The sequence below is a fragment of the Azospirillum sp. A26 genome (assembly GCF_042604635.1).
Classification (GTDB): Bacteria; Pseudomonadota; Alphaproteobacteria; order Azospirillales; family Azospirillaceae; genus Azospirillum; species Azospirillum palustre.
Genome location: NZ_CP170473.1, coordinates 1,644,154 through 1,664,802, shown reverse-complemented (window position 1 = coordinate 1,664,802; position 20,649 = coordinate 1,644,154). Strand labels below are relative to the sequence as shown.

Below are 20,649 nucleotides of genomic sequence, written 5' to 3'. Positions count from 1 at the left end.
TCGCCTTCACCCTCGCCAACGACGGACAAAGCCGGCTGTGAGACACAGCCGGCTTTGCCGTTCGACAGGAATGGATCGCCTTGGTGCGAGGCCCTCGCCCTCAGCGGGTCAGGCGCGGCTCCGGCAGGCCCTGGACGCCGGGGTCGAACATCAGAACCCGGCCGCCGTGCGGATCCTCGGCCAGATCGGCCGGGCCGCGGCTGAGCGAGGTGACCATCATCGTCCGCAAGCCCTCCCCGCCGAAGGCGCACATGGTCGGCTTGCGCATCGGCACCTCGATGCGGCGGTCGAGATCGCCGCGCGGGGTGAAGCGCTTGATGCAGCCCTCGTCCAGGCAGCAGATCCAATAGCAGCCGTCGGTGTCGACCGCCGCACCGTCCGGCCGCCCGACCATCGCCCGCATGTCGATGAAGGGACGCCGGTTGACGGCGGTGCCGCTCTCCGGATCGTATTCCCAGGCCCAGACCATCCGCACGTCGCGGTGGGTGTCGGACGCGTAGAGCGTGCGGCCGTCCGGGCTGAAGGCGGAGCCGTTGGGGATGACGAAGCCGGTCAGCCCGGTCTCCACCAGCCCCTCGGCGCGGGTGTAGCGGTACCACGCGCCTGACGGGTCGCCCTTGGCGATGTCCATCACCATGGCGGACACCCACAGCCGCCCCTGCCGGTCGCAGCGCCCGTCATTGAAACGCATGCCCTCCGTCGAGAACGGGCTGTCGGCGAGGCGGCCGAGCACCGCGTCGCCGCCTGCCTCGGGCAGCTCCGCATCGAAGAGACCGGTCTGGCAGGCGACGACCGCACCGCCGTCCGGCCGCAGCACGAGGCTGCCGATCATTTCCGGCAGCGTCCAGTCGCGCCGCACGCCGCTGGACGGATCCAGCCGGTGGATGCGGCGGCCCGGAATGTCGATCCAGGTCCAGTTGCGGCGGTCGGCGTCCCAGACGGGATTCTCGCCGTTGCCGTTGCGGAGGTCCGGTTCGATGACGGCGTCAAGGCCGATGGTGGCGACGGCGGTCATTTGGTTGCTTCCACCGGTCCACCCGATACGCCCGCCCGCTCGGCCCGCCAGCGCTTCACCAGCGGAAGCAGCAGCGTCAGGATGGCAACGGTCAGCAGAACCGCGGTGATCGGCCGGCTGTAGAGGAAATCGTAGCTGCCGGCCGAGAGCGACAGCGCGCGGCGGAAGTTGGCCTCGGCCATCGGGCCCATGATCAGCGCCAGCACCACCGGCGAGGCCGGGAAATCCCACTTCTGCATGAAGTAGCCGGCGACGCCGGCGGCCAGCATGATGCCGATGTCGAACAGGCTGTTGTTGATGGCATAGGTGCCGACCACGCAGAGCGCCAGGATGACCGGCGTCAGCACCGACTTCGGCATCTGCAGGATGCGGCCCATGAAGCGCAGCGAGCCCAGACCCAGCACCAGCATGCCGACATAGCAGAAGATCATGCCGGCGAAGAGGGTGAAGACCAGATCGCCGTGTTCCTTGAACAGCAGCGGACCCGGTTGCAGGCCCTGGAGCGTCAGGGCGCCCAGCATCACCGCGGTCACCGCGTCGCCGGGGATGCCCAGCGTCAGCATGGTCAGCAGCGCGCCGCCGGTGCAGCCGTTGGCGCCGGCCTCGCAGGCGGCGACGCCGCCCAGCTCGCCCTTGCCGTAATTCTCCGGCGTCTTGCTGAAGCGCCGCGCCTCGTTGTAGGCGACGTAGGCGGCGATGTCGGAACCGGCACCGGGAATGATGCCGATGACGATGCCGAGGATCGAGGAGCGCGACACGACGCCGAGCAGAGACTTGTAGGTCGCCCAGGGCGGGACGATGCGGCCGAGCGCCGCCGCCATGCCGAGGCGGACCTTCGGGTCCTCCATCGACTTGAAGGCTTCGGCGGCGGCGAACAATCCGATCATCACCGGGATGAAAGGAACGTTGAACAGCTCGGTGTAGCCGCCGGTGAAGCGCGGGAAGCCGCCCATCGGGTCCATCCCGACGGTGGCGATCAGCAGGCCGAGGAAGCCGGCGATCAGCCCCTTCACCACCGACTTGCCGGAGATGCTGGCGATGATGCTCAGCCCGAAGACGGCGAGCGCGAAGCTTTCCGACGCGCTGAACTCCAGGGCGAAGCCGGCGAGCACCGGCGCCAGGAAGATCAGCACGAGGATGCTGGCCATGCCGCCGAGGAAGGACGACAGGGTGGCGGTGCCGAGAGCCACGCCGGCCATGCCCTTCTTGGTCAGCTCGAAACCGTCCATCGCGGTGGCGGCGGCGGCTGGGGTGCCGGGGATCTTCAGCAGGATGGCGGTCACCGACCCGCCATAGACGCCGCCGAAGAAGACGCCTGAGATCATCAGCAGGCCGGAAACCGGGTCCATGCCGAAGGTGAAGGGCAGCAGGATGGCGACGCCCATCGTCGCGGTCAGGCCGGGAAGGGCGCCGATGACGATGCCGAGCGCCACGCCCACCAGGGACAGCAGCAGCGCCATCGGGTTGGCGGCCAGCGTCGCGACGCCGTTCATCAGCATGCCGAGTTCATGCATGGTGGCGCTCCTTCGCAGGCGTGGGGCGGGACGACGGGGTCATTCGAACAGGCTCCCGACCGGCAGCGGCACCTGGAGGGCGCTCTGGAAGGTGAAATAGATCACGGCGGTCACGACGACGGCGATCACCGGGTTCCACAGCGGGCTGCGCTGCCCCATCAGCCACATCAGGGCTGCCATGTAGACCACCGTGGCGACGGCGTAGCCGACATACTCCATGGCGTACAGGCAGGCGGCGGTGGCGAGGATGCCCAGCGCCACCCCGGCATAGCCGGCGACGCCGACCGGCGGGGTGTCGTCGGCGATGGTCGGCATGCGCAGCGTGTTGGCGATCAGGATCAGGCACAGCACGATCAGCACGGAGGCGTGGATGATCGGGAACCGGGCCGGGCCGACGTCGGCGGCCAGCATGGTCTTGGGGAAATCGCCGGTCGATGCGATGGCGGCGGCGGCCACCGCGATCAGCACGACCGCGATGACCAGATTGGCGATCTTGGTGGAGAGGGGCGCGCCGGCCCCGCCGCCCTGGACAGGTGCGTTGCTCATCAGTCGGACTCCTCGGAAACGGAACGCCGGCCCGGCGGCTGGATCGGATCGCGTGAAATCGGGATCGATTTGACGCGTGAATCCGATCCTCTAACATTGGGCCATGGCTTCGTGCGTTTCATGTCAAACGCACGAAGCCATGGCCGCCGCCGGACCGGCGCGTTTCCGTGTTACTTGGCCATGCCGAGCTTGGTCATCAGATCCTTGAAGAAGGCGTTGTCCTTCTGCATGGCGGCGCCGAACTCCGGACCGTCGGCATAGGCCCAGGTCAGGTTCATCTTGGCGAGCTGCTCACGGAAGGCCGGCTCCTCGGCCGCCGCCTTGCTGGCCTTGCGCAGGGTCTCGACGACCGGCGCCGGGGTCTTCTTCGGAACGACGATGCCGCGCCAGGTGGCGACCGACAGGTCGATGCCCTTCTCCTTCAGGGTGGGCACGTCCGGGAACGCCTTGGAACGCTCGTCGGCCATCACCGCCAGCATGCGGAGCTGGCCGCCGGCAACCTGGCTCGACACCTCGGCCGGGCTGACCGACACCGCCTCGATGTGGCCGCCCAACAGGGAGGTCACGGCCGGGTTGGCGCCGTCGAACGGGATGTGGTTGAAGGTCAGGCCGGTCTTGTTCTGCAGGGCCTCGGCGGCGAGGTGCCAGATGGCGCCGGTGCCGGAGTTGCCGATGCGGACCTTGCCGGGGTTGGCCTTGGCGTCGGCCAGGAATTCCTCGATGGTCTTCCAGGGCGCGTCGGCCTTGACGGTGATGGCGCTCGGCTCGGCGTTCAGGCGGGCGACCGGGGTGAAGTCGTCGACCGAGAAGCGGGCAACGCCCATGTGCGGCAGCAGGGTGATCTCCACCGTGCCCATGCCGACCTTGTAGCCGTCGGCGCGGGCGGCCATGATCTCGGTCAGGCCGACGGCGCCGCCGCCGCCGGTCTTGTTGACGACGCCCATCGCCTGCGGCAGATGCTTCTTGGTGGCGTCGGCATAGGCGCGGGCGACCAGATCGGTGCCGCCGCCGGCGGCATAGGGGACGATCAGCTCGATCGGCTTGGTCGGGTAGTCGGCGGCCTGCGCGCCGGCAATCAGGCTGGCCGTGGCCAGGACGCCGACGACGGCGCCGGTCAGGAGGCGATAGCCCTTCATAAACGTTCTCCCTCGAATTTTGCTTGGTGGGGTGCGGAAAAGAAAAGCGGGTCAGCGCGGGTTGAGCGCTTTCCAGGACGCGACGAAGGCCTCGGCCCGCCCGGCGATCTCGGCGGCGGTCATGCCCGGCTTGTAGAGCGCCGATCCCAGTCCGAAGCCGGCGACGCCGACCTCCAGGAAGGGGGCCATGGTGTCGGGAGAGATGCCGCCCACCGGCAGCAGCCGGGTGCCGGCCGGCAGCACGGTGCGGATCGCCTTGACGATGGTCGGGTTGATCTGCTCGGCCGGGAACAGCTTCAGCGCGTCGGCGCCGGCCGCCAGCGCGGCGAAGGCCTCGGTCGCCGTGGCGACGCCGGGAACGCAGGCCAGACCGGCGGCCTTGGCGGCGCGGATCACCGCGGTGTCGGCATGCGGCATCACCACCAGATCGGCGCCGATCTCCTTGAGGCGGGCGACCTGCGCCACCTCCAGCACGGTGCCGGCGCCGACCAGCGCATCCTGCGGCAGGATGCGGCGGATGGCGGCGATGCTGTCGAACGGCTCCGGCGAGTTCAGCGGTACCTCGATCAGCCGGAAGCCGCGGTCATAGAGAGCGCGGGCGGCGTCCTCGCATTCGACGGGCTTCAGGCCGCGCAGGATGGCGACCAGCGGCAGGGCGGCGAAGGCGGCGTCGAGCCGGGCCTTCAGGCTTTCATCAGACATGAGTGTCCTTTCCGGCCGGCGGCGCGATCAGGCCGGCGGCGATGGCGAACTGGAACAGCCCCTTGGGCGCGGTGTTCTCGAGCCGGGCGGTGGGCTCGATGCCCAGCAGGGCCAGGCCCTGGACGTAGCGGCGGCACAGCATGCCGTCGCCGATCAGCAGCAGCGGCCGGCCGCTGCCCAGCGCCGCCCCCATCCGGGTGAGGCCGGAGACCATCTCGTGCCCGATCAGCAGGCCGGACAGGAAATCCTTCAGCAATTCCGGCGCCATGCGGCGGGTGATGCCGAGCGTGCGCGCGGCGAAGATCTGGTGCGTCAGGTCTCCCGGCCCGCTGGCCTGCGCCGCCCGCACGCCGTCGGCGAAGGCCGCGTCGCGGGCGTCCGCATCGGCCTCAACATCCACCGGCATCAGACGGCCCAGGATCGAGTGCTTGGTCAGCACGGCGAACAGCTCGCCGGTCATGTAGGTGGCGAAACGAGTCATCCGCCCGTCCTGGATCTGCACCCATTTGGAATGGGTGCCGGGCAGCACCATGCAGGCCTCGCGCGCCCAGTCGGGGCGGTCGGCCAGCACGCCGGCGATCTGGATTTCCTCGCCGCGCAGGATGTCGGGCGGCGCGTCGGGCGGGGCGTAGGTGACGCCGGGGGCGATCAGGATGCGGACACCGGCGGCACTGTCCACCGCGATGGCTTGGCCGGCGAGCGTGCTGGTGTCGGCCGGGCAGGCGACATAGGGCGCCTCGGCCCAGCCCTGGGCGCTGCCGACCATGCCGCCAGCGACCACCGGGACGCCCGGATTGCCGGCCAGCCAGTCGCCGCACAGCTCGGCGAAGGCCTGCTCGAAGCCGGGCAGGCCGGGTTGCGGCAGATTCTGGATGCCGTGCGCGTTGGCGCGCTGCTCCAGCACCGTGCCGGCGCCGTCCATGAGGAATCCGCGCAGACTGGAGGTGCCCCAGTCCAGCGCGATCAGGGCCGCCCCGTCGCGCTTCCGTCCTGTTTCCATCCCAATTCCTTCGATATCGCGTCGGCCGCCGCGCGGACGACCGGTCCGAGTTCAGCCATCCGTTCGTCCGGCATGTAGGGCACCGCGCTCGCCACGCTGATGGCGGCGACCACCTGATTGCTGATGTCGCGCACCGGCGCGCCGACGCAGCGGACGCCGATCTCGTTCTCTTCCAAGTCGAGCACCCAATCCCGCCGCAGGAAGCCCGCCATCAGCTTTTCGTATTTCGGCCAGGGCAACGGTCCGGGCCGTCCGCCCACCGTGTCCGGCGCCGTCGCCACCGCGTCGTGCAGCGCGCGCCAGCGCGACGGCGGCATCCCCAGCATCAGCGCCTTGCCGATGCCGGTCGAGGCCAGCGGCATGCGCAGGCCGACGCGAGAGCGCATCTCCAGCCCGCGCGTGCTCGGAATCTTGTCGAGATAGAAGACCTCGTCGCCGTCGACCACGCCGAGATGGACGGTGTCGCCGGTGCGCTGGGCCAGCGCCTCGATGTGGGGCCGGGCCAGCGCCACCAGCGGCCGCTGCTCCAGCGCCTTCATGCCGAGTTCGATCAGCTTCGGTCCCAGCAGATAGCCCTTGTAGGGGACATGGTGCAGGTACCCCTCCGCCACCAGGCTGTTCAGCATGCGGTGGACGGTGCTGCGCGGCGTGTTCAGCCGGGCCGCGATGCCCTTCACCTCGGTCGTGCCGGTCGCCACGCACTCGATCGCCGCCAGCCCGCGGAGCAGGGTCTGCGTTCCGGCGGCCTGCCGCCTTTCGGGCGTGGCCGGGTCGATCGCGTCAGCAGGCTGGGTCATGGGATCGGCTCTGGTGGGCATTCGTGTCGCCTCGATGACGGGACCTTAGTGGCCGCGTTGTATGTTGTCAAATCCAACATAGATGATGCCACATAGTGAGACATTTATAAAGAAGGCAATATGACCTGCCGACACGGCCAATCTTGACCGGCCCACTCTTCACCCCTAACATCCAAGCGATATTGAGAATGACATCTCAATATTTGAGACATTGGCCGCGCAGTATGCCGGCCGTCCCGCGCTCCGCGGTTTTCAACACGAGGGAAGGAAGGGCTCACGCATGTTCGGTGATCTGAAAGGCCGGCGCGTTCTGGTGACGGGGTCGAGCCAGGGAATCGGTCTGGCGGCGGTCGAGGCGTTCGCCCGCCACGGCGCGCTGGTCGGCATGAACGGCCGCAAGGCGCCGGCCGACCTCGACTCCACGCTGGACCGGCTGAACGCGCTGGACGGCGAGGTCGCCTTCCTGCCCGGCGACGTGTCGTCCAGCGAGGGGGCCAGGCGTCTGGTCGAGGATTTCGTCGCCCGCTTCGGCGGCATCGACGTGCTGATCAACAATGCGGGCGGTCTGGTCGCGCGCAAGCCGCTGGAGGAGATCGACGACGAATTCTTCGACGCGGTGACCGACCTGAACGCACGCTCCGCCCTGATGGTCACCAAATACGCGCTGCCGCACCTGAAGGCGTCCGCCACGCAGAGCGGCACCACCGCGTCGGTGATCCTGGTCGGCTCGGTCGCCGGCTACACCGGCGGCGGCCCCGGCGCCGGGCTGTACGGTGCGGCGAAGGCGTGGCTGCACAACATCCAGAAGAACTGGGTGGCCTTCCACACGAAGGACGGCATCCGCTTCAACACGGTGTCGCCCGGCACCTTCGACACCGCCTTCCACGCCGACAAGGACACGGACACCAAGGCCCGCATCGGCGCCGGCTTCCCGATGGGACGCTTCGGCAAGCCGGAGGAATGCGCGCCGACCTTCCTGTTCTTCGCCTCGCACGCTTGCAGCGGCTACATCACCGGACAGATCCTCGACGTCAACGGCGGCCAGTACATGCCCTGAGCCGGCTGGTTACTCCCTCCGGTCCGAAGTTTCGGCCAATCGGCCGCTCCGGGCCGGCAGGGCAGGGGCATCGTCGCGCAGCACGACGTAGATCGCCGGGATGACCAGAACGGTCAGCAGCGTCGAACTGAGCAGGCCGAACAGCAGCGAGATCGCCAGCCCCTGGAAGATGGGGTCGGTCAGGATGAAGGCGGCGCCGATCATCGCCGCCACCGCCGTCAGCAGGATCGGCTTGAAGCGGATCGCCCCGGCCTCCAGGACGGCCTCCCGCACCGGCAGCCCGCGGTCGCGAAGATGGCGGATGAAGTCCACCAGCAGGATGGAATTGCGCACGATGATGCCCGCCAGGGCGATGAAGCCGATCATCGAGGTCGCGGTGAAGGCGGCCCCGAACAGCCAGTGTCCTGCCACGATGCCGATCAGGGTCAGCGGCACCGGCACCAGGATCACCAGCGGCAGCGTGAAGCTGCCGAACTGCGCGACCACCAGCAGATAGATGCCGAGGATCGCCACCGCGAAGGCGGCCCCCATGTCGCGGAAGGTGACGTAGGTGATCTCCCACTCGCCCTCCCACAGCAGCGCGGGTTTGCTCTGGTCGTCGGGTTGTCCATGCAGCAGGATGTCAGGCGCCGCTGTGAGCCCGGCGGCTTTCCAGTCGATCCGTTTCAGCCGCTCCTGCACCGCCAGCATGCCGTAGACCGGCGCCTCGTAGCGTCCGGCGAGATCGGCCATCACCATCTCGGCGAAGCGGCCGTTGCGGCGGAACAGCGGATAGGAGGCCGGTTCCCGCGTCATGGTGACGAGGTCGCCCAACTCGACCGTGCCGCGGGCGCCGGGCACCGGTGTCGCCAGGATGCGCTCCGACAGGAACAGGCCCGACTTCGGCAGCCGCACCGATATCTCGATGGGGGTGCGTCCGGCCCCGCGATGCGAGTAGCCGACCGGCACGCCGCTGACCAGCGCCTGCAACGTGTCATAGACCGCCTGCTCCTCAACGCCGTGGAACTCCAGGCTCTCGCGGTCCAGCGCGAAGCGCAGCCGCTCGCCGGGCGGGCGGACGGTGTCGTCCACATCGACGATGAAGTCCACGCTGCGGAAGGCGTCCCGGACGATGCCCGTCGCCTTGCGCCGCGTCTCCGCATCGGGGCCATAGACCTCGACCAGCAGGGTGGAGAGCACCGGCGGGCCGGGCGGCACCTCGACGACCTTGATGGAGGTGCCGTCGGGAACCGCCAGATCCCTCAGCCGCGCCCGGATGTCGAGCGCGATGTCGTGGCTGCTGCGCCGGCGCTCGCCCTTGGGGGCGAGGTTGACTTGCAGGTCGCCCTGCTCCGGCTGGTCGCGCAGATAGTAATGGCGCACCAGACCGTTGAAGTTGAAGGGCGAGGCGGTGCCGCCATAGGCCTGGACGCTCGCCAGTTCGGGCAGGTCGGCGATCTTCCGCGCGGCGGCCAGCAGCACGCGCCCGGTATCCTCCTGTGCCGCGCCGCGCGGCAGGTCGACGACGACCTGGAGTTCCGACTTGTTGTCGAAGGGCAGCAGCTTGACCGCCACGTCCTTGGTGTAGAACAGCGCCGTCGAGGCCAGCGTCGCCAAGCCGACCACGAGCAGGAAAATCCAGGCCCGGCGCCTGCTGCGGATGACCGGGCGCGCGACGGAGAGATACAGGCGGCCCAGCAGACCACCATGCCCGCCGCCCTGTTCGATGCCATGCTCATTGCCGTGCCCGGCCGGGGCCTCGCCCGGCCGCAGCTTCACCATCAGCCAGGGGGTCAGCACCATGGCGACGAAGAAGCTGAAAACCATGGCGGCCGATGCGTTGGCCGGGATCGGGCTCATGTAGGGGCCCATCAGGCCGGACACGAACATCATCGGCAGCAGCGCGGCGATCACCGCCAGGGTGGCGACGACGGTCGGGTTGCCGACCTCCGCGACCGCTTCGACGGCGGCCTGGACCTTGCTGCGGCCGTCGCGCATCGACCAGTGGCGGTCGATGTTCTCCACCACGACGATGGCGTCGTCCACCAGGATGCCGATGGAGAAGATCAGCGCGAACAGGCTGACGCGGTTGATGGTGTAGCCCATCAGCCAGGACGCGAACATGGTCAGCAGGATGGTGGTCGGGATGACGATCAGCGTCACCATGCCCTCGCGCCAGCCGATCGCCAGCACGATCAGCGCGACGATGGTCACGGTGGCGAGCGCCAGATGGAACAGCAGTTCGTTGACCTTCTCGTCCGCCGTCTCGCCATAGTTGCGGGTGACGGTCAGCGTCAGGTCCCTGGGCAGCGATCCGGCCTGGATGGCCTGCACGCGCTCCAGAACGCGCCCGGCGATGGTCACCGCATTGGCCCCGGCGCGCTTGGCGATGGCGATGGTGACTGCCGGCGTCTGGACCAGCCCGCCCTTGCCGTTGGGCAGCAGGTTCCAGGCCGTGCTGTCGTCCGGCCGCGCGCCCATCACGATGTCGGCCACATCCTTGACATAGACCGGGCGGCCGTCGCGGGCGGTGACCAGCAGCAGGCCGATGTCGGCAGTCCCCTGGAGCGTCTGGCCGGCCAGCGCCGGCAGGCTGCCGCCCTGGGTGCGCACCGAGCCGACCATGAAGGACCGGTTGGCGCTTTTCACCTTGTCGACAAGCTGGTTGAGCGTGACGCCGAACAGCGCCAGCCGCTCCGGATCCGGTTCCACCCGGATCTGGTCGGGACGGCCGCCGACGATGACGCTGCGGCCGACATCCTCCACCTGCACCAGTTGGGCGAGCAGCTCGTCCGCCACGCCATACAGAGCGGTGTCGGTCCAGCGCGACGCCGCGTCCGGCCTGGGGGCCAGCGTCAGGGTCAGGATCGCCACGTCGTTGATGCCGCGCCCGACGATCAGCGGCTCCGGAATGCCGAGCGGGATGCGGTTCAGGTTGGCCCGCACCTTCTCGTGCACGCGCAGGATCGCCTCGTCCGCCGAGGTGCCGACGAGGAAACGGGCGGTGACGACCACCCGGTCGTCCAGGGTCTGGCTGTAGGTGTGCTCGACCCCGTCGATGCCCTTGACGATCTCCTCCAGCGGCTTGGTCACCAGCTCGACCGCGTCGTCCGCCTTCAGCCCGTCGGCGCGAACCAGGATGTCCACCATCGGCACGCTGATCTGCGGCTCCTCCTCCCGCGGCAGCGAGAGCAGGGCGACCGTGCCGACCACCAGCGAGGCCAGCAGCAGAAGCGGGGTGAGGGGCGAGCGGATGAAGGTCCGCGTCAGCACCCCGGAGAGACCGAGTCTCATCGCGCACCGTCCGGGCGGACGATCACGTCGCCGGGCCTCAGGCCGGACAGCACCTCGATCCCGCCGAGCTGGTCGCCGACCCTGGGGATCGGACCGCCGACCTGGACCGGCGCCTCCGTCCCGTCGGCCAGCCTTACGAAGTCGGTGCCGAAGCGGCGCAGGACATAGTCGGGCGGAATGACGAACGCCTGCCGCGTGCCGGTGGCGACGTAGACGCGCACGCGTTCGCCCACGAAGAAGTCGCCGAGCCCGCTCACCGTGGCGTCTGCCACCACCTGTCCGCCGGACATCTCCGGATAGACCTGACGGACGGTGCCGCGCTTGAGGTCGAGTGGCTTCGCGTCCTGCGCGGCCTCGCCGCCGGGCGGCGCGACCGGGGCGAGGCCGCGGTCGCCGACCAGCACCGGGTCGCCCTCGTGCATGAAGCGGGCGTGGCGTTCGGGCAGGCGCAGGCGCAGCACATAGGTTTCCGTCGCGATGCTGGCGACGGTCTCGCCGGGCATCACCACGGCGCCGTCGATGACCTTGACCTGGAGGATGCGGCCGTTGGCGGGGGCCGACACCGCGCCCTCGCGCAACTGCTGCTCCACCACCGCACGCTCCGCCGTCATGGCGGCGATCTGGGCGCGGGCCACGTCCACGGCGGACTGCGCGTCGTCGAGCCGCTGCTGCGTCCCCGTTCCGCTCGCCCGCAGCTGCCGGGCGCGGTCCAGTTCCAGGCCGGCCTGATGCTGCTGCGCCTGGAGCGCCTGGATGCGCGCATCCAGCGCCGCCAGTTGCAGCGGCAGCTTCGGGTCATGCACGGTGGCAACGACCTGACCCATGCTGACCTTGTCCCCTTCCTTTGCCGTCAGATCGGCGATGGTGCCGCCGATGCGGGTGCGCGCCAGCGTCTCGTGGACGCTTTCCACGGTGGCGAAGACGGCCTTCAGATCCTCCACCGCACGGGCGCGCACGGTGAGCCGGCCGGTGTCGGCGTCAGCCTGGGCCAGCGCGCCGGACAGCGGACCGGTGGCGAACAGGAGCGTCGCGGCCAGAGCGAGGCCTGCGGGTCGGCGGGGCATGACGGGCTACCTTGACTGGGATGGATGAACTACCTCTTGACCATTAATTAAGAATAATCTAATTTAGTGTCAATGAATGAATTGGACCGCAGCCATGTGAGCTCGGCGGCGCGCCTGCTGAAGGCGCTGGCCAACGAACGGCGCCTGTCCATCCTCTGCCTGCTGGGGCGCGGGGAACTCTGCGTCGGCGACCTCGCGGACGCGGTCGGGCTCAGCCAGTCGGCCTTGTCGCAGCATTTGGCAAGGCTGCATGCCGAAGGCCTCGTGTGGACCCGGCGCGACGGGCTGACGATCTTCTACAGGCTGGCCAGCGCCGAGGCCGCCGCCGTGATCGAGGTGCTGGCGGGGCTGTATTGCGATCCTTCGCCGGAGAATCCTCCGTCTTCGAACCAATCCTTGCATCGGGAGACATCGACATGAGCATCGACCGCATCGTGATGGCCTTCGCCGGGGCCGTCGTCCTGCTGAGCCTGGCCTTGACGCAGCTGCACAGCCCGCAGTGGCTGTGGCTGACCGCCTTCGTCGGCGCCAACCTGTTGCAGGCCGCCTTCACCGGCTTCTGCCCGCTGGCGGTCGTCCTCAAGCGGCTGGGCGCCAGGGCGGGCGCCGCCTTCACCTGAGCGGGGACGGACCCTCGTAACGCCGCCCCGGTTGAATGCCGATCCGCATAGGTCCTGAGGCCGCAGTCTGCCTTCGCCTGAACCGAAGGCAGACTGCGGCAAAGCCACATTGTGACGTTCCGCCGCATCGATCAAGCTTGTCCCAGACACGGAGGACGAGAGGACGGGAGGACGGAACATGGCCCTGCTGGATCGCGACAACGCCGAAGCCGATGGCAAAGGCCCGATGGCCGGGGTGGACCGCCGGCTGCTGGTGGTCGCGCTGGCCCTGGCGCTGCTGACCCTGCTGGCGGTTCTGGACCAGTACCGGCCGACGCCGGGATCGGCACCGCCGATGGACTGGCAGTTGCCCGGCGTGGAGCTGCCGCGGACGGTGCCGATGGCGAAGGCGCCCAGCCCGCGCCCGGACGAGCTGCTGGGGGCCGACTGACCGGGGTTCCGGTCAGCCGGCCGGCGGGCTGTCGCTCCCGTCGCCGAGCGGCCGTTCCATCAGAACGCCGTCCAGCCAGCGGCCGAACTTGAAGCCCACGGCGGGCAGGATGCCGACAGGACGGAAGCCGCAGGCGCTGTGCAGGCCGATGGAGCCGTGGTTGGCGCTGTCGCCGATTGCCGCGATCATCCGGCGGTAGCCCGCCGCCTCGCACATCTCGATCAACGGGTCCATCAGCGCCCGGCCGATGCCGCGCCGGCCCATGCCGTCGGCGACATAGACGGAATTCTCCAGCGTGAAGCGGTAGGCGCTGCGGGTGCGGTACAGGCCGGCATAGGCATAGCCGACCAGCCGTCCCTCGCACTCCGCCGCCAGATAGGGCAGCCCGCGCCCCAGAATGTCGGCGCGGCGGCGGGCGATCTCGGCCTCGTCCGGCGGAACCTCCTCGAACGAGGCGGTGCCGTGCAGCACATGGCGGGCGTAAAGGGCGGTGATGGCGGGAATGTCGGCGTCGGCGGATGCCCGCACGGTGATGGCGGGCCCGGCAATGGAGACCATGTGAATCAACTCCGGTCAGGACGGTCGGCGGGAAGAAGAAGGGCGCAGACGGTCGCCAACCCGCCGCCGACGCCGAGAAGCGCGAAACCCCAGCCCCAGCCGGCACCGGCTGCGCCGCCGGCCCGATCAAGCACCAGGCCGACCGCCAGCGGCGCCGCACCTCCGGCGCCGAAGCCCAGGATGGAGCGGACGGCGAGCGCCGCCCCCAGGCTGCCCGGTTCGACCGATTCGGTCATCGCCGTCGACAGCACGGGGGAGTCGCCCAGCGCGGAGAAGCCGTAGAGCGCCGCCACCGCCAGGACCAGGGCCAGCGGCATCCCGTCCATCCAGCCGATGGCGAAGGAGCAGGCGGCGCCCAGCGCGCCCATCGCCACCAGCACTGCCCGCCGGCCCAGCCGGTCGGATGCGCGTCCCATCAGCAGCGACGACAGGAAGCCCGAGATATGGATGGCACCGGCGATCCACAGCCCGCGCATGCCCGCCCCGTCGCCGCCGGCGCCGGCCAGACTGGCGGTCAGGAAGGCCGGCAGCCACGCCCACATGCCCAGCAGTTCCCAGCAATGGGCGGTGTAGCCGGCGGTCAGCAGGAAGGACCGGCGGTCGGACAGGAACCGGAAGGCGCCGCGCAGCCGGCGCGCCCCCCCGCCCGCCACCAGATTGGGCCGTCCGAGCAGCCCCGGCGTGGCGAGCAGCGCCGCCAGCAGCGGTCCCAGCCCGCAGGCGATGAAGGCGGCCTCGTAGCCGAACCGCTCGGCCAGCCCGGCGGCGAGCGCGATGGAGGCGAAATAGCCGAGCGACCCCGCCGCCAGCAGCCAGCCCACCGCAGCACCGCGCCGGTCCGCCGGCACGCCTTGCGCCACCAGCATGATGGAGGGGGCATAGGTGCCGCCCTGGGTCAGCCCCATCAGCGCGAACAGCAGCAGTCCGCTTTCCGCCGAGCGGGCGAAGACGGCGAAGGCGATACCGGTCAGCGCCGTCGCCCAGCTCGCCCACAGGAAGACGCGCCTGGCGCCAAGGCTGTCGGCGAACCAGGAGGAGCCCACCAGCGACAGGGCGTAGCCGACGTTGAAGGCGGTCTGGATCGACCCGGCCTCTCCCGCCGACATGCCCCAGGCCTGCATCGCGGGCACGAGCGCGCCGGCATAGACCATGAAGGACAGCGAGGTGGCGAAGCGGCTGGCGCAGAGCAGCACGAACCAGATCGGCCGGGGCGCTTCAGCAGGGGCAGGGGCGGGAGTGGCGATGGCGGCGGTCGTCATGCCCACACCGTCGCGGACCGCCGGGGAAAAGGCAAATTTATTGATCTGATCGAAATCATAAGGAAGACTAGGGGTATGCGCGGCCTGAACCTCGACCAGCTCATCACCTTTGCGACCGTCGTCGAACATGGCGGCTTCACCGAAGCCGCCGGCCGGCTCGGCCTGACCCAGCCGGCGGTCAGCATGCAGATCCGCAATCTGGAGGAGCGCTTCGGCGTGCGGCTGGTGGAGCGGGTGGGCAAGCGCGCCCTGCCGACCGCGGCCGGCCGCGACCTCCTGCCCTTCATCCGCCGCCTGCGCGAGGAGATGGAGGCGGCATCGGCCGCCATGGGCCGCCACCGTGCCGGGCAGGTCGGGCGCGTGCGCATCGGCACCGGGGCCACCGCCTGCATCTACCGCCTGCCGCCGATCCTGACCGCCCTGCGCAGCGCCCATCCCGGGCTGGAGATCATCGTCGTCACCGGCAACACGCCGGACATCCTGGATGCGGTGGAGGGTGGAACGCTAGATCTGGCGCTGGTCACTCTGCCGGCCGGCCGCCCCGGCCTGTCCATCGAGCCGGTCTGCGCCGAGGAACTGGTCTGTGTCGGCCCCCGCGGCGGCGCGGCGCTAACGGAGCGGGCCGTCGCCCCGGAAGTCGCTCCGGCGGCGCTGGCGGACGAAACGCTGATCCTTTACGAGCGCGGCGGGACCATGCGGGCGGTGATCGACGGCTGGTTCATGGCCGGCGGCATCCAGCCGCGCCCATCGATGGAGTTGGGCAATGTGGAGGCGATCAAGAACCTCGTCGCCGCCGGGCTCGGCCGGTCGATCCTGCCGTCGGTCACCGTGGCGGGGCCGCAGGATTGCGACCGGTTCGCAGTACAAGCTCTGACGCCGCCATTGATCCGCACCCTTGGGTTGGTGTTGCGGCGTGACAAAGTGCTCGATGCCGGCGTGCGGGCAATGGTGAAGGCAATCACCGATATGCGGTAACGACATCGTTTGCATTTCGGACATCGCAATCGTCCGGAATATTGCTTTTGGAAGGTTTACAGCGGCTTTGGGCATTGCGCACTCTCGACGAATGAGCGTTTCGTTTTTCTTTGGGCGCCTATGACCAAACAGCCGTCCGTCCCGAACGAGCCCGCCGATAACCGAACGGGAGCCGGGCCGGATTTGCCTGCCCGACCAGACGCGGAACTGCTGGCAAGGCTGGAGGAGCTTGAACGGGAGAACGCCCGGCTCCAGTCGGCGCTGTCCACCGCCTACAGCGGCCGCGACGACCTGCTGACGGTCACGGCGCTGAACGAGGATTTGCGCACCGCTTTCAATGCGCTGGAGCGCAGCCGAGCCGCCCATGCCGACAGCGAGAGGCGGCTGCGCGCGATCCTCGACAGCGCCATCGGCCATGCCATCCTGACCCTGGCGCCGGACGGCCGGATAACCAGCTGGAACCCTGGCGCCGTCCGCATCCTGGGCTGGAGCGAGGAGGAGGCGAGAGGGCAGCCGGTCGACATCCTGTTCCCGGCGGAAGAGGTCGCCTCCAGCGCGCCCGACGCCCTGCGGGTCCGCGCGCTGGCCGAGGGCCGCATCCAGGAGGAGCGTTCCTTCTGCCACCGGGACGGCTTCGCCGTCTGGGCTGCGCTGACCGTCCTGCCGCTCCAGGGCGACGAGGAGGGATTCCTGTGGATCCTGCATGACCGGTCCGACGAGCGGCGGATGGAGGAGGCGATTGCCGACGTGCGCCGGCGCGCGACCGACATCCTCGACAGCATTGACGAGGCGCTGGTGGCGCTGGACGGCGAGTACCGCGTGATCTACCAGAACCGCAGCGCCGAACAGCTCGACCGCCAGTCGCTGTCGGCGATGCGCGGCCGCCGCCTGTGGGAGGTGTGGCCGCAGCTTGCCGGATCGGACCTGGAGGCGCTGTGCCGCAGGACGATGACGGAACGGCAGCCGACCAGCATGGAAAAGCGCTTCGACGGCGAAGGCACCACCCTGTGGCTGGAGATCCGCTTCCTGCCGACGGCGGAGGGGGTGGGCTGCTTCTTCCGCGACATCACCATGCGCAAGCGGGCGGAGGAGGAGGCCCACGCCTCGCACGAGCGGGCGGTGAAGATTCTGGAGAGCATCAGTGACGCCTTCTATGCCGTAGACCATGACTGGCGCTTCACCTACATCAACCGCAAGGCCGAGCAGCTGTGGCGGCGGTCGCGCGAGACTCTCCTAGGCCGCCGCGTCTGGGAAGCCTTCCCCAAGGTGGTGGGCAGCGAAGCCTTCGAGGCGCAGAAGCAGGCGGTGCGCGAAGGGCGGGAGATGACCATCGAGGTTCTCTCCCCCATCCTGGGAGACTGGGTGGAGATCAGCATCTATCCCAACGCCAATGGGCTGTCCGTCTATTTCCGGGACATCACCGCCCGCCGTCAGGCGCAGCAGGCGCTGTTGCAGGCGAAGGAAACGGCGGAGGCCGCCGACCTCGCCAAGGGCAAGTTCCTGGCCGCCGCCAGCCACGACCTGCGCCAGCCGTTGCAGGCGCTGCTGCTGTTCGTCGACGTGCTGAAGCCGCATGTCCAGGGCAGCCAGGGCGCCACCGCGCTGATGCATCTGGGCCGCGGGCTGGATGCGCTGAAGGAACTGCTGGACAGCCTGCTCGACATGTCGCGGCTGGATGCCGGCGTGGTCCAGCCCAACATCGAGAATGTGCCGGTCGCCCCGCTGTTCGACCACATCGCCGCCTCCTACCGACCGGTGGCGGCGGCCAAGGGGCTGGAACTGCACGTCCTGTCCTGCAACGCCGCGGCCCGGACCGACCGCACCCTGCTGACCCGCATGGTGCGCAATCTGGTGGAGAACGCCCTGCGCTATACCGAAAGCGGGCGGATCGACATCGAATGCCGGCGGGCCGGCGGGCGGCTGCTGATCGAGGTGCGCGACACCGGCATCGGCATTCCCTCCGACCATCTGGAAAGTATCTGGGAGGAGTTCCATCAGGTCGGCAACCCGGAGCGCGACCGCAACCGCGGGCTTGGGCTTGGGCTGGCCATCGTGCGGCGGCTGTCGCTGCTGCTGAACCATCCGGTGGACGTCACGTCGAAGCCGGGGCAGGGGACCAGCTTCGTCATCGCCCTGCCGCTCGGCCGCAAGGTCGAGACGCCGGTGACCGCGGCGGAGGCGGCGACTGTCGGCCGCGGCCGCTTCGCCGTGGTGGTCGACGACGACGCCATCGTTCTGCTGGGGCTGGAGACGATCTTCCGCGAATGGGGCTATCAGGTGCTGGTCGCCGGCTCCGCCCAGAAGGCGGTGGAGGGGTTGAGCCGCATGGGCCGCCGCCCCGACCTGATCGTCGCCGATTACCGGCTGCGCGAAGGGCGCTATGGCACCGAGGCGGTCGCCCGCATCCGCGCGCTGTACGACGATCCCGGCAGCGCGCCGGTCCCCGGCCTGATCCTGACCGGCGAGACCGGTCCCGAGTGCGAGCGCGACGCCGCCGCCCATGGGCTCGGCATCATCCACAAGCCGGTGACCCCGCGCCAGCTCAGCCACGCGCTGGGCGAACTGCTGGGCGCGCCGTAGGAGAGGCAAGGCGCCATCCCCGCCAACCTCACCCCCGCCCGTCCAGGAAGGCGCTCAGCTGCTCGCCCGCCTGGATGACGTGGCGCACGACGATGTCGCAGGCGGCGTCCGCATCGCCGGCACGGCAGGCCGCCAGCAGGGCGTGATGCTCGTCCTGGGAGCGGGGATGGTAGCCCAGCGCCGAGAACTGGAAGCGCAGATAGCGGTCGGCGGCGGAGAGATGCTGTTCCACCAGCGCCAGCAGGCGCGGCCGGCCGGCGCGGGAATAGAGCGTCATGTGGAAGCGCCGGTTCAGCTCCCCCATGCGGCCGGGATCGGCCTCCGCATCCATCTCGGCGATCAGTTCCGCCGCCAGGGCGAGGTCGTCCGCCGTCAGATGCGGCAGCGACAGCCGCAGGGCCGCCGGCTCCATCGCCGCCCGGATGGCGCCGATGTCCGCCGAATCCTCCGCCGAGATCTCCGCCACCACCGCGCCCCGGTGGGGATGGAACTCCACCAGCGCGCGGGCCTCCAGCTGGCGCAGGGCTTCGCGCACCGGCATGCGGCTGACGCCGAAGGCGGCGGCGAGATCCTCCTGGCGCAGCGGGGCGCCGGCCGGAAGCACCCCCTCCAGGATCGCCTCGCGCATCGCTGCCTCGACGAATTCGGTCGCGGTGCGGAAGCGCGGCCGGTTGCGCGCGATCAGCACGGCCAGATCGGGAGCCTGTCTGTCGGATGGTTGGGACATGGGGACCTGAAAAGTGAGAAAACCGCTTGCCTGGATATTGGATCCAATTTACCTGTCGGATCCTCTCCTGTCCATGCATGCGAAAGGACCGGCCATGACCGGCTCGTCATCCGCCGACCAGAGCGTTTCCGACGCGCCCACAGCTCCGGGGGGCCGCGGCCTGTCGCCCTCGGCGCTCGCCACCGGCGGTCTGGTGGCGCTGGTCGGCTATGCCAGTTCGGTCGCGGTGGTGATCCAGGGGCTGGCGGCGGTCGGGGCGGACACGGCGCAGATCACCTCCGGGCTGGTGGCCGTCGGCTTTTCCATGGGGCTGTCGGCGATCTGGCTGGCCTGGACGCAACGCAAGCCGATCAGCGTCGCCTGGACGACGCCGGGCATGGCGCTGCTGGCGGCGACCGGGCCGGTGGCCGGCGGCTTTCCGGCGGCGGTGGGGGCCTTCCTGACGGTCGGCGCGCTCATCATGGTGGCGGGGCTGTGGCGGCCGCTCGGCCGCTGGATCGCGGCGATCCCGAAGCCGCTCGCCAACGGCATGCTGGCCGGGCTTCTGCTGAAACTGTGCCTGGCGCCCTTCATGGCGATCGGGCAGGCGCCGGGGCTGGGCCTGCTGGTGCTGGCGACCTGGGCAATCGTCGGACGCTTCGCCCGGCTCTATGCGGTGCCGGCGGCGGTCGCGGTGGCGCTGGCGGCGATGGCGATGAACCCGCCGGTGTCGGGCGCGTTGCCGGCCGACCCCTGGCCGACCCTGTCGCTGGTCGCCCCGGCCTTCACCTGGGAGGCGCTGGTCGGGCTGGCCCTACCGCTGTTCGTCGTCACCATGGCGTCGCAGAACATCCCCGGTCTGGCGGTGCTGGCGACCTTCGGCTACACGCCGCGGGTGCCCCCGGCCTTCCTGGCGACCGGCTTCGCCTCGGCCCTGACGGCGCCGCTGGGAGCGCCGACGGTCAATCTGGCGGCGATCACCGCGGCGATGTGCGCCGGCCCCGATGCCGACCCGAGGCCGGAGCGGCGCTGGCAGGCCGCCGTCACCGGCGGTGTCGGCTACATCGCGCTGACGGCGCTGGCGGCGGTCACCGCCACGCTGGTCACCCGCTCGCCGCCGATCCTGATCGAGGCGGTGGCCGGTCTGGCGCTGATCGGTGCCTTCGGCGGTTCGCTGCTGGCGGCGGTCCAGGCGGAGGAGGAGCGCATCCCCGCCCTGGTCACCCTGCTGGTGACCGCGTCCGGCCTGTCCTTCTTCGGGGTCGGATCGGCCTTCTGGGGCCTGCTGTTCGGCGGGGCGATGCATGTGCTGCACCGGTGGCGCCCCACCAAAGCGTGAGACCGGGGTCGGAGGTTTCAGAGGCTTTATTGGCCGTCATCCCCGCGAAGCGTGGATGACGGCCGAGAGACGCCGATC

The 20,649-nt window shown here is 69.8% G+C and carries 19 protein-coding genes; 7 read left to right on the top strand and 12 right to left on the bottom strand.

Features of this window, described 5'->3' with window-relative positions; all coding sequences use genetic code 11:
* Positions 1–100 precede the first annotated feature (100 nt).
* The 7 genes from ABNQ39_RS21645 to ABNQ39_RS21615 form a co-directional block, all read right to left on the bottom strand.
* On the bottom strand, positions 101–1,015 hold the full coding sequence (locus ABNQ39_RS21645) for an SMP-30/gluconolactonase/LRE family protein (RefSeq protein ID WP_376960403.1): 915 nt from the start codon (positions 1,013–1,015) through the stop codon (positions 101–103).
* On the bottom strand, positions 1,012–2,529 hold the full coding sequence (locus ABNQ39_RS21640) for a tripartite tricarboxylate transporter permease (protein WP_376960401.1): 1,518 nt from the start codon (positions 2,527–2,529) through the stop codon (positions 1,012–1,014). The genes ABNQ39_RS21645 and ABNQ39_RS21640 overlap by 4 nt, the downstream gene beginning before the upstream one ends.
* 39 nt (positions 2,530–2,568) lie before the next feature.
* Positions 2,569–3,075: a tripartite tricarboxylate transporter TctB family protein gene (locus ABNQ39_RS21635; protein ID WP_109447488.1), complete on the bottom strand. Its 507-nt coding sequence runs from the start codon at positions 3,073–3,075 to the stop codon at positions 2,569–2,571.
* 170 nt (positions 3,076–3,245) lie between these two features.
* Positions 3,246–4,211 (bottom strand): Bug family tripartite tricarboxylate transporter substrate binding protein, encoded by a 966-nt coding sequence (locus tag ABNQ39_RS21630; protein ID WP_376960398.1) that lies wholly within the window; start codon positions 4,209–4,211, stop codon positions 3,246–3,248.
* A 51-nt stretch (positions 4,212–4,262) separates the two neighbouring features.
* Positions 4,263–4,913: a 2-dehydro-3-deoxy-6-phosphogalactonate aldolase gene (locus ABNQ39_RS21625; protein WP_376960396.1), complete on the bottom strand. Its 651-nt coding sequence runs from the start codon at positions 4,911–4,913 to the stop codon at positions 4,263–4,265.
* Entirely contained in the window at positions 4,906–5,913 is a 1,008-nt protein-coding gene (locus tag ABNQ39_RS21620) for a 2-dehydro-3-deoxygalactonokinase (RefSeq protein WP_376960394.1), read from the bottom strand. Before ABNQ39_RS21620 ends, ABNQ39_RS21625 begins: the two co-directional genes overlap by 8 nt.
* A complete protein-coding gene (locus ABNQ39_RS21615; RefSeq protein WP_428846407.1) occupies positions 5,877–6,710 on the bottom strand; it encodes an IclR family transcriptional regulator in 834 nt (277 codons plus the stop codon). The genes ABNQ39_RS21620 and ABNQ39_RS21615 overlap by 37 nt, the downstream gene beginning before the upstream one ends.
* Positions 6,711–6,990: 280 nt before the next feature.
* Here ABNQ39_RS21615 and ABNQ39_RS21610 point away from each other — a divergent pair, with 280 nt between their 5' ends.
* A complete protein-coding gene (locus tag ABNQ39_RS21610) occupies positions 6,991–7,767 on the top strand; it encodes an SDR family NAD(P)-dependent oxidoreductase (protein ID WP_376960392.1) in 777 nt (258 codons plus the stop codon).
* Between the two features lie 9 nt (positions 7,768–7,776).
* Here ABNQ39_RS21610 and ABNQ39_RS21605 read toward each other — a convergent pair whose 3' ends face one another.
* Both ABNQ39_RS21605 and ABNQ39_RS21600 read right to left on the bottom strand, forming a co-directional pair.
* Positions 7,777–11,040, bottom strand: a complete 3,264-nt coding sequence (locus tag ABNQ39_RS21605) for an efflux RND transporter permease subunit (protein WP_376960390.1) — start codon at positions 11,038–11,040, stop codon at positions 7,777–7,779.
* Entirely contained in the window at positions 11,037–12,104 is a 1,068-nt protein-coding gene (locus ABNQ39_RS21600; protein ID WP_376960388.1) for an efflux RND transporter periplasmic adaptor subunit, read from the bottom strand. The genes ABNQ39_RS21605 and ABNQ39_RS21600 overlap by 4 nt, the downstream gene beginning before the upstream one ends.
* Before the next feature lie 72 nt (positions 12,105–12,176).
* Here ABNQ39_RS21600 and ABNQ39_RS21595 point away from each other — a divergent pair, with 72 nt between their 5' ends.
* The 3 genes from ABNQ39_RS21595 to ABNQ39_RS21585 all read left to right on the top strand — a co-directional run bounded on the left by ABNQ39_RS21595 (position 12,177) and on the right by ABNQ39_RS21585 (position 13,154).
* Complete coding sequence (locus ABNQ39_RS21595) at positions 12,177–12,524, top strand: ArsR/SmtB family transcription factor (RefSeq protein ID WP_428846406.1); 348 nt, start codon at positions 12,177–12,179, stop codon at positions 12,522–12,524.
* Positions 12,521–12,724 (top strand): YgaP family membrane protein, encoded by a 204-nt coding sequence (locus ABNQ39_RS21590; RefSeq protein WP_376960384.1) that lies wholly within the window; start codon positions 12,521–12,523, stop codon positions 12,722–12,724. The genes ABNQ39_RS21595 and ABNQ39_RS21590 overlap by 4 nt, the downstream gene beginning before the upstream one ends.
* 178 nt (positions 12,725–12,902) lie before the next feature.
* A complete protein-coding gene (locus tag ABNQ39_RS21585; RefSeq protein WP_376960382.1) occupies positions 12,903–13,154 on the top strand; it encodes a hypothetical protein in 252 nt (83 codons plus the stop codon).
* A gap of 12 nt (positions 13,155–13,166) precedes the next feature.
* Here ABNQ39_RS21585 and ABNQ39_RS21580 read toward each other — a convergent pair whose 3' ends face one another.
* On the bottom strand, positions 13,167–13,712 hold the full coding sequence (locus ABNQ39_RS21580; RefSeq protein ID WP_376960380.1) for a GNAT family N-acetyltransferase: 546 nt from the start codon (positions 13,710–13,712) through the stop codon (positions 13,167–13,169).
* Between the two features lie 5 nt (positions 13,713–13,717).
* Positions 13,718–14,971 carry an MFS transporter gene (locus ABNQ39_RS21575; protein WP_376960378.1) on the bottom strand — a complete coding sequence of 418 codons (1,254 nt, stop codon included), beginning with the start codon at positions 14,969–14,971 and terminating at the stop codon, positions 13,718–13,720.
* A 75-nt stretch (positions 14,972–15,046) separates the two neighbouring features.
* Here ABNQ39_RS21575 and ABNQ39_RS21570 point away from each other — a divergent pair, with 75 nt between their 5' ends.
* Together ABNQ39_RS21570 and ABNQ39_RS21565 are read left to right on the top strand one after the other, a co-directional pair.
* Positions 15,047–15,946 carry a LysR family transcriptional regulator gene (locus ABNQ39_RS21570; protein ID WP_376960376.1) on the top strand — a complete coding sequence of 300 codons (900 nt, stop codon included), beginning with the start codon at positions 15,047–15,049 and terminating at the stop codon, positions 15,944–15,946.
* Positions 15,947–16,129: 183 nt separating this feature from the next.
* The gene (locus ABNQ39_RS21565; protein ID WP_376960374.1) at positions 16,130–18,526 is read left to right on the top strand and encodes a PAS domain-containing hybrid sensor histidine kinase/response regulator; all 2,397 of its coding nucleotides are present in this window, start codon (positions 16,130–16,132) and stop codon (positions 18,524–18,526) included.
* 28 nt (positions 18,527–18,554) lie between these two features.
* Here ABNQ39_RS21565 and ABNQ39_RS21560 read toward each other — a convergent pair whose 3' ends face one another.
* On the bottom strand, positions 18,555–19,253 hold the full coding sequence (locus ABNQ39_RS21560; protein WP_376960372.1) for a GntR family transcriptional regulator: 699 nt from the start codon (positions 19,251–19,253) through the stop codon (positions 18,555–18,557).
* 94 nt (positions 19,254–19,347) lie between these two features.
* Between ABNQ39_RS21560 and ABNQ39_RS21555 the strand changes: the two genes are divergently transcribed.
* Entirely contained in the window at positions 19,348–20,571 is a 1,224-nt protein-coding gene (locus ABNQ39_RS21555) for a benzoate/H(+) symporter BenE family transporter (protein ID WP_376960370.1), read from the top strand.
* Positions 20,572–20,649: the final 78 nt, after the last annotated feature.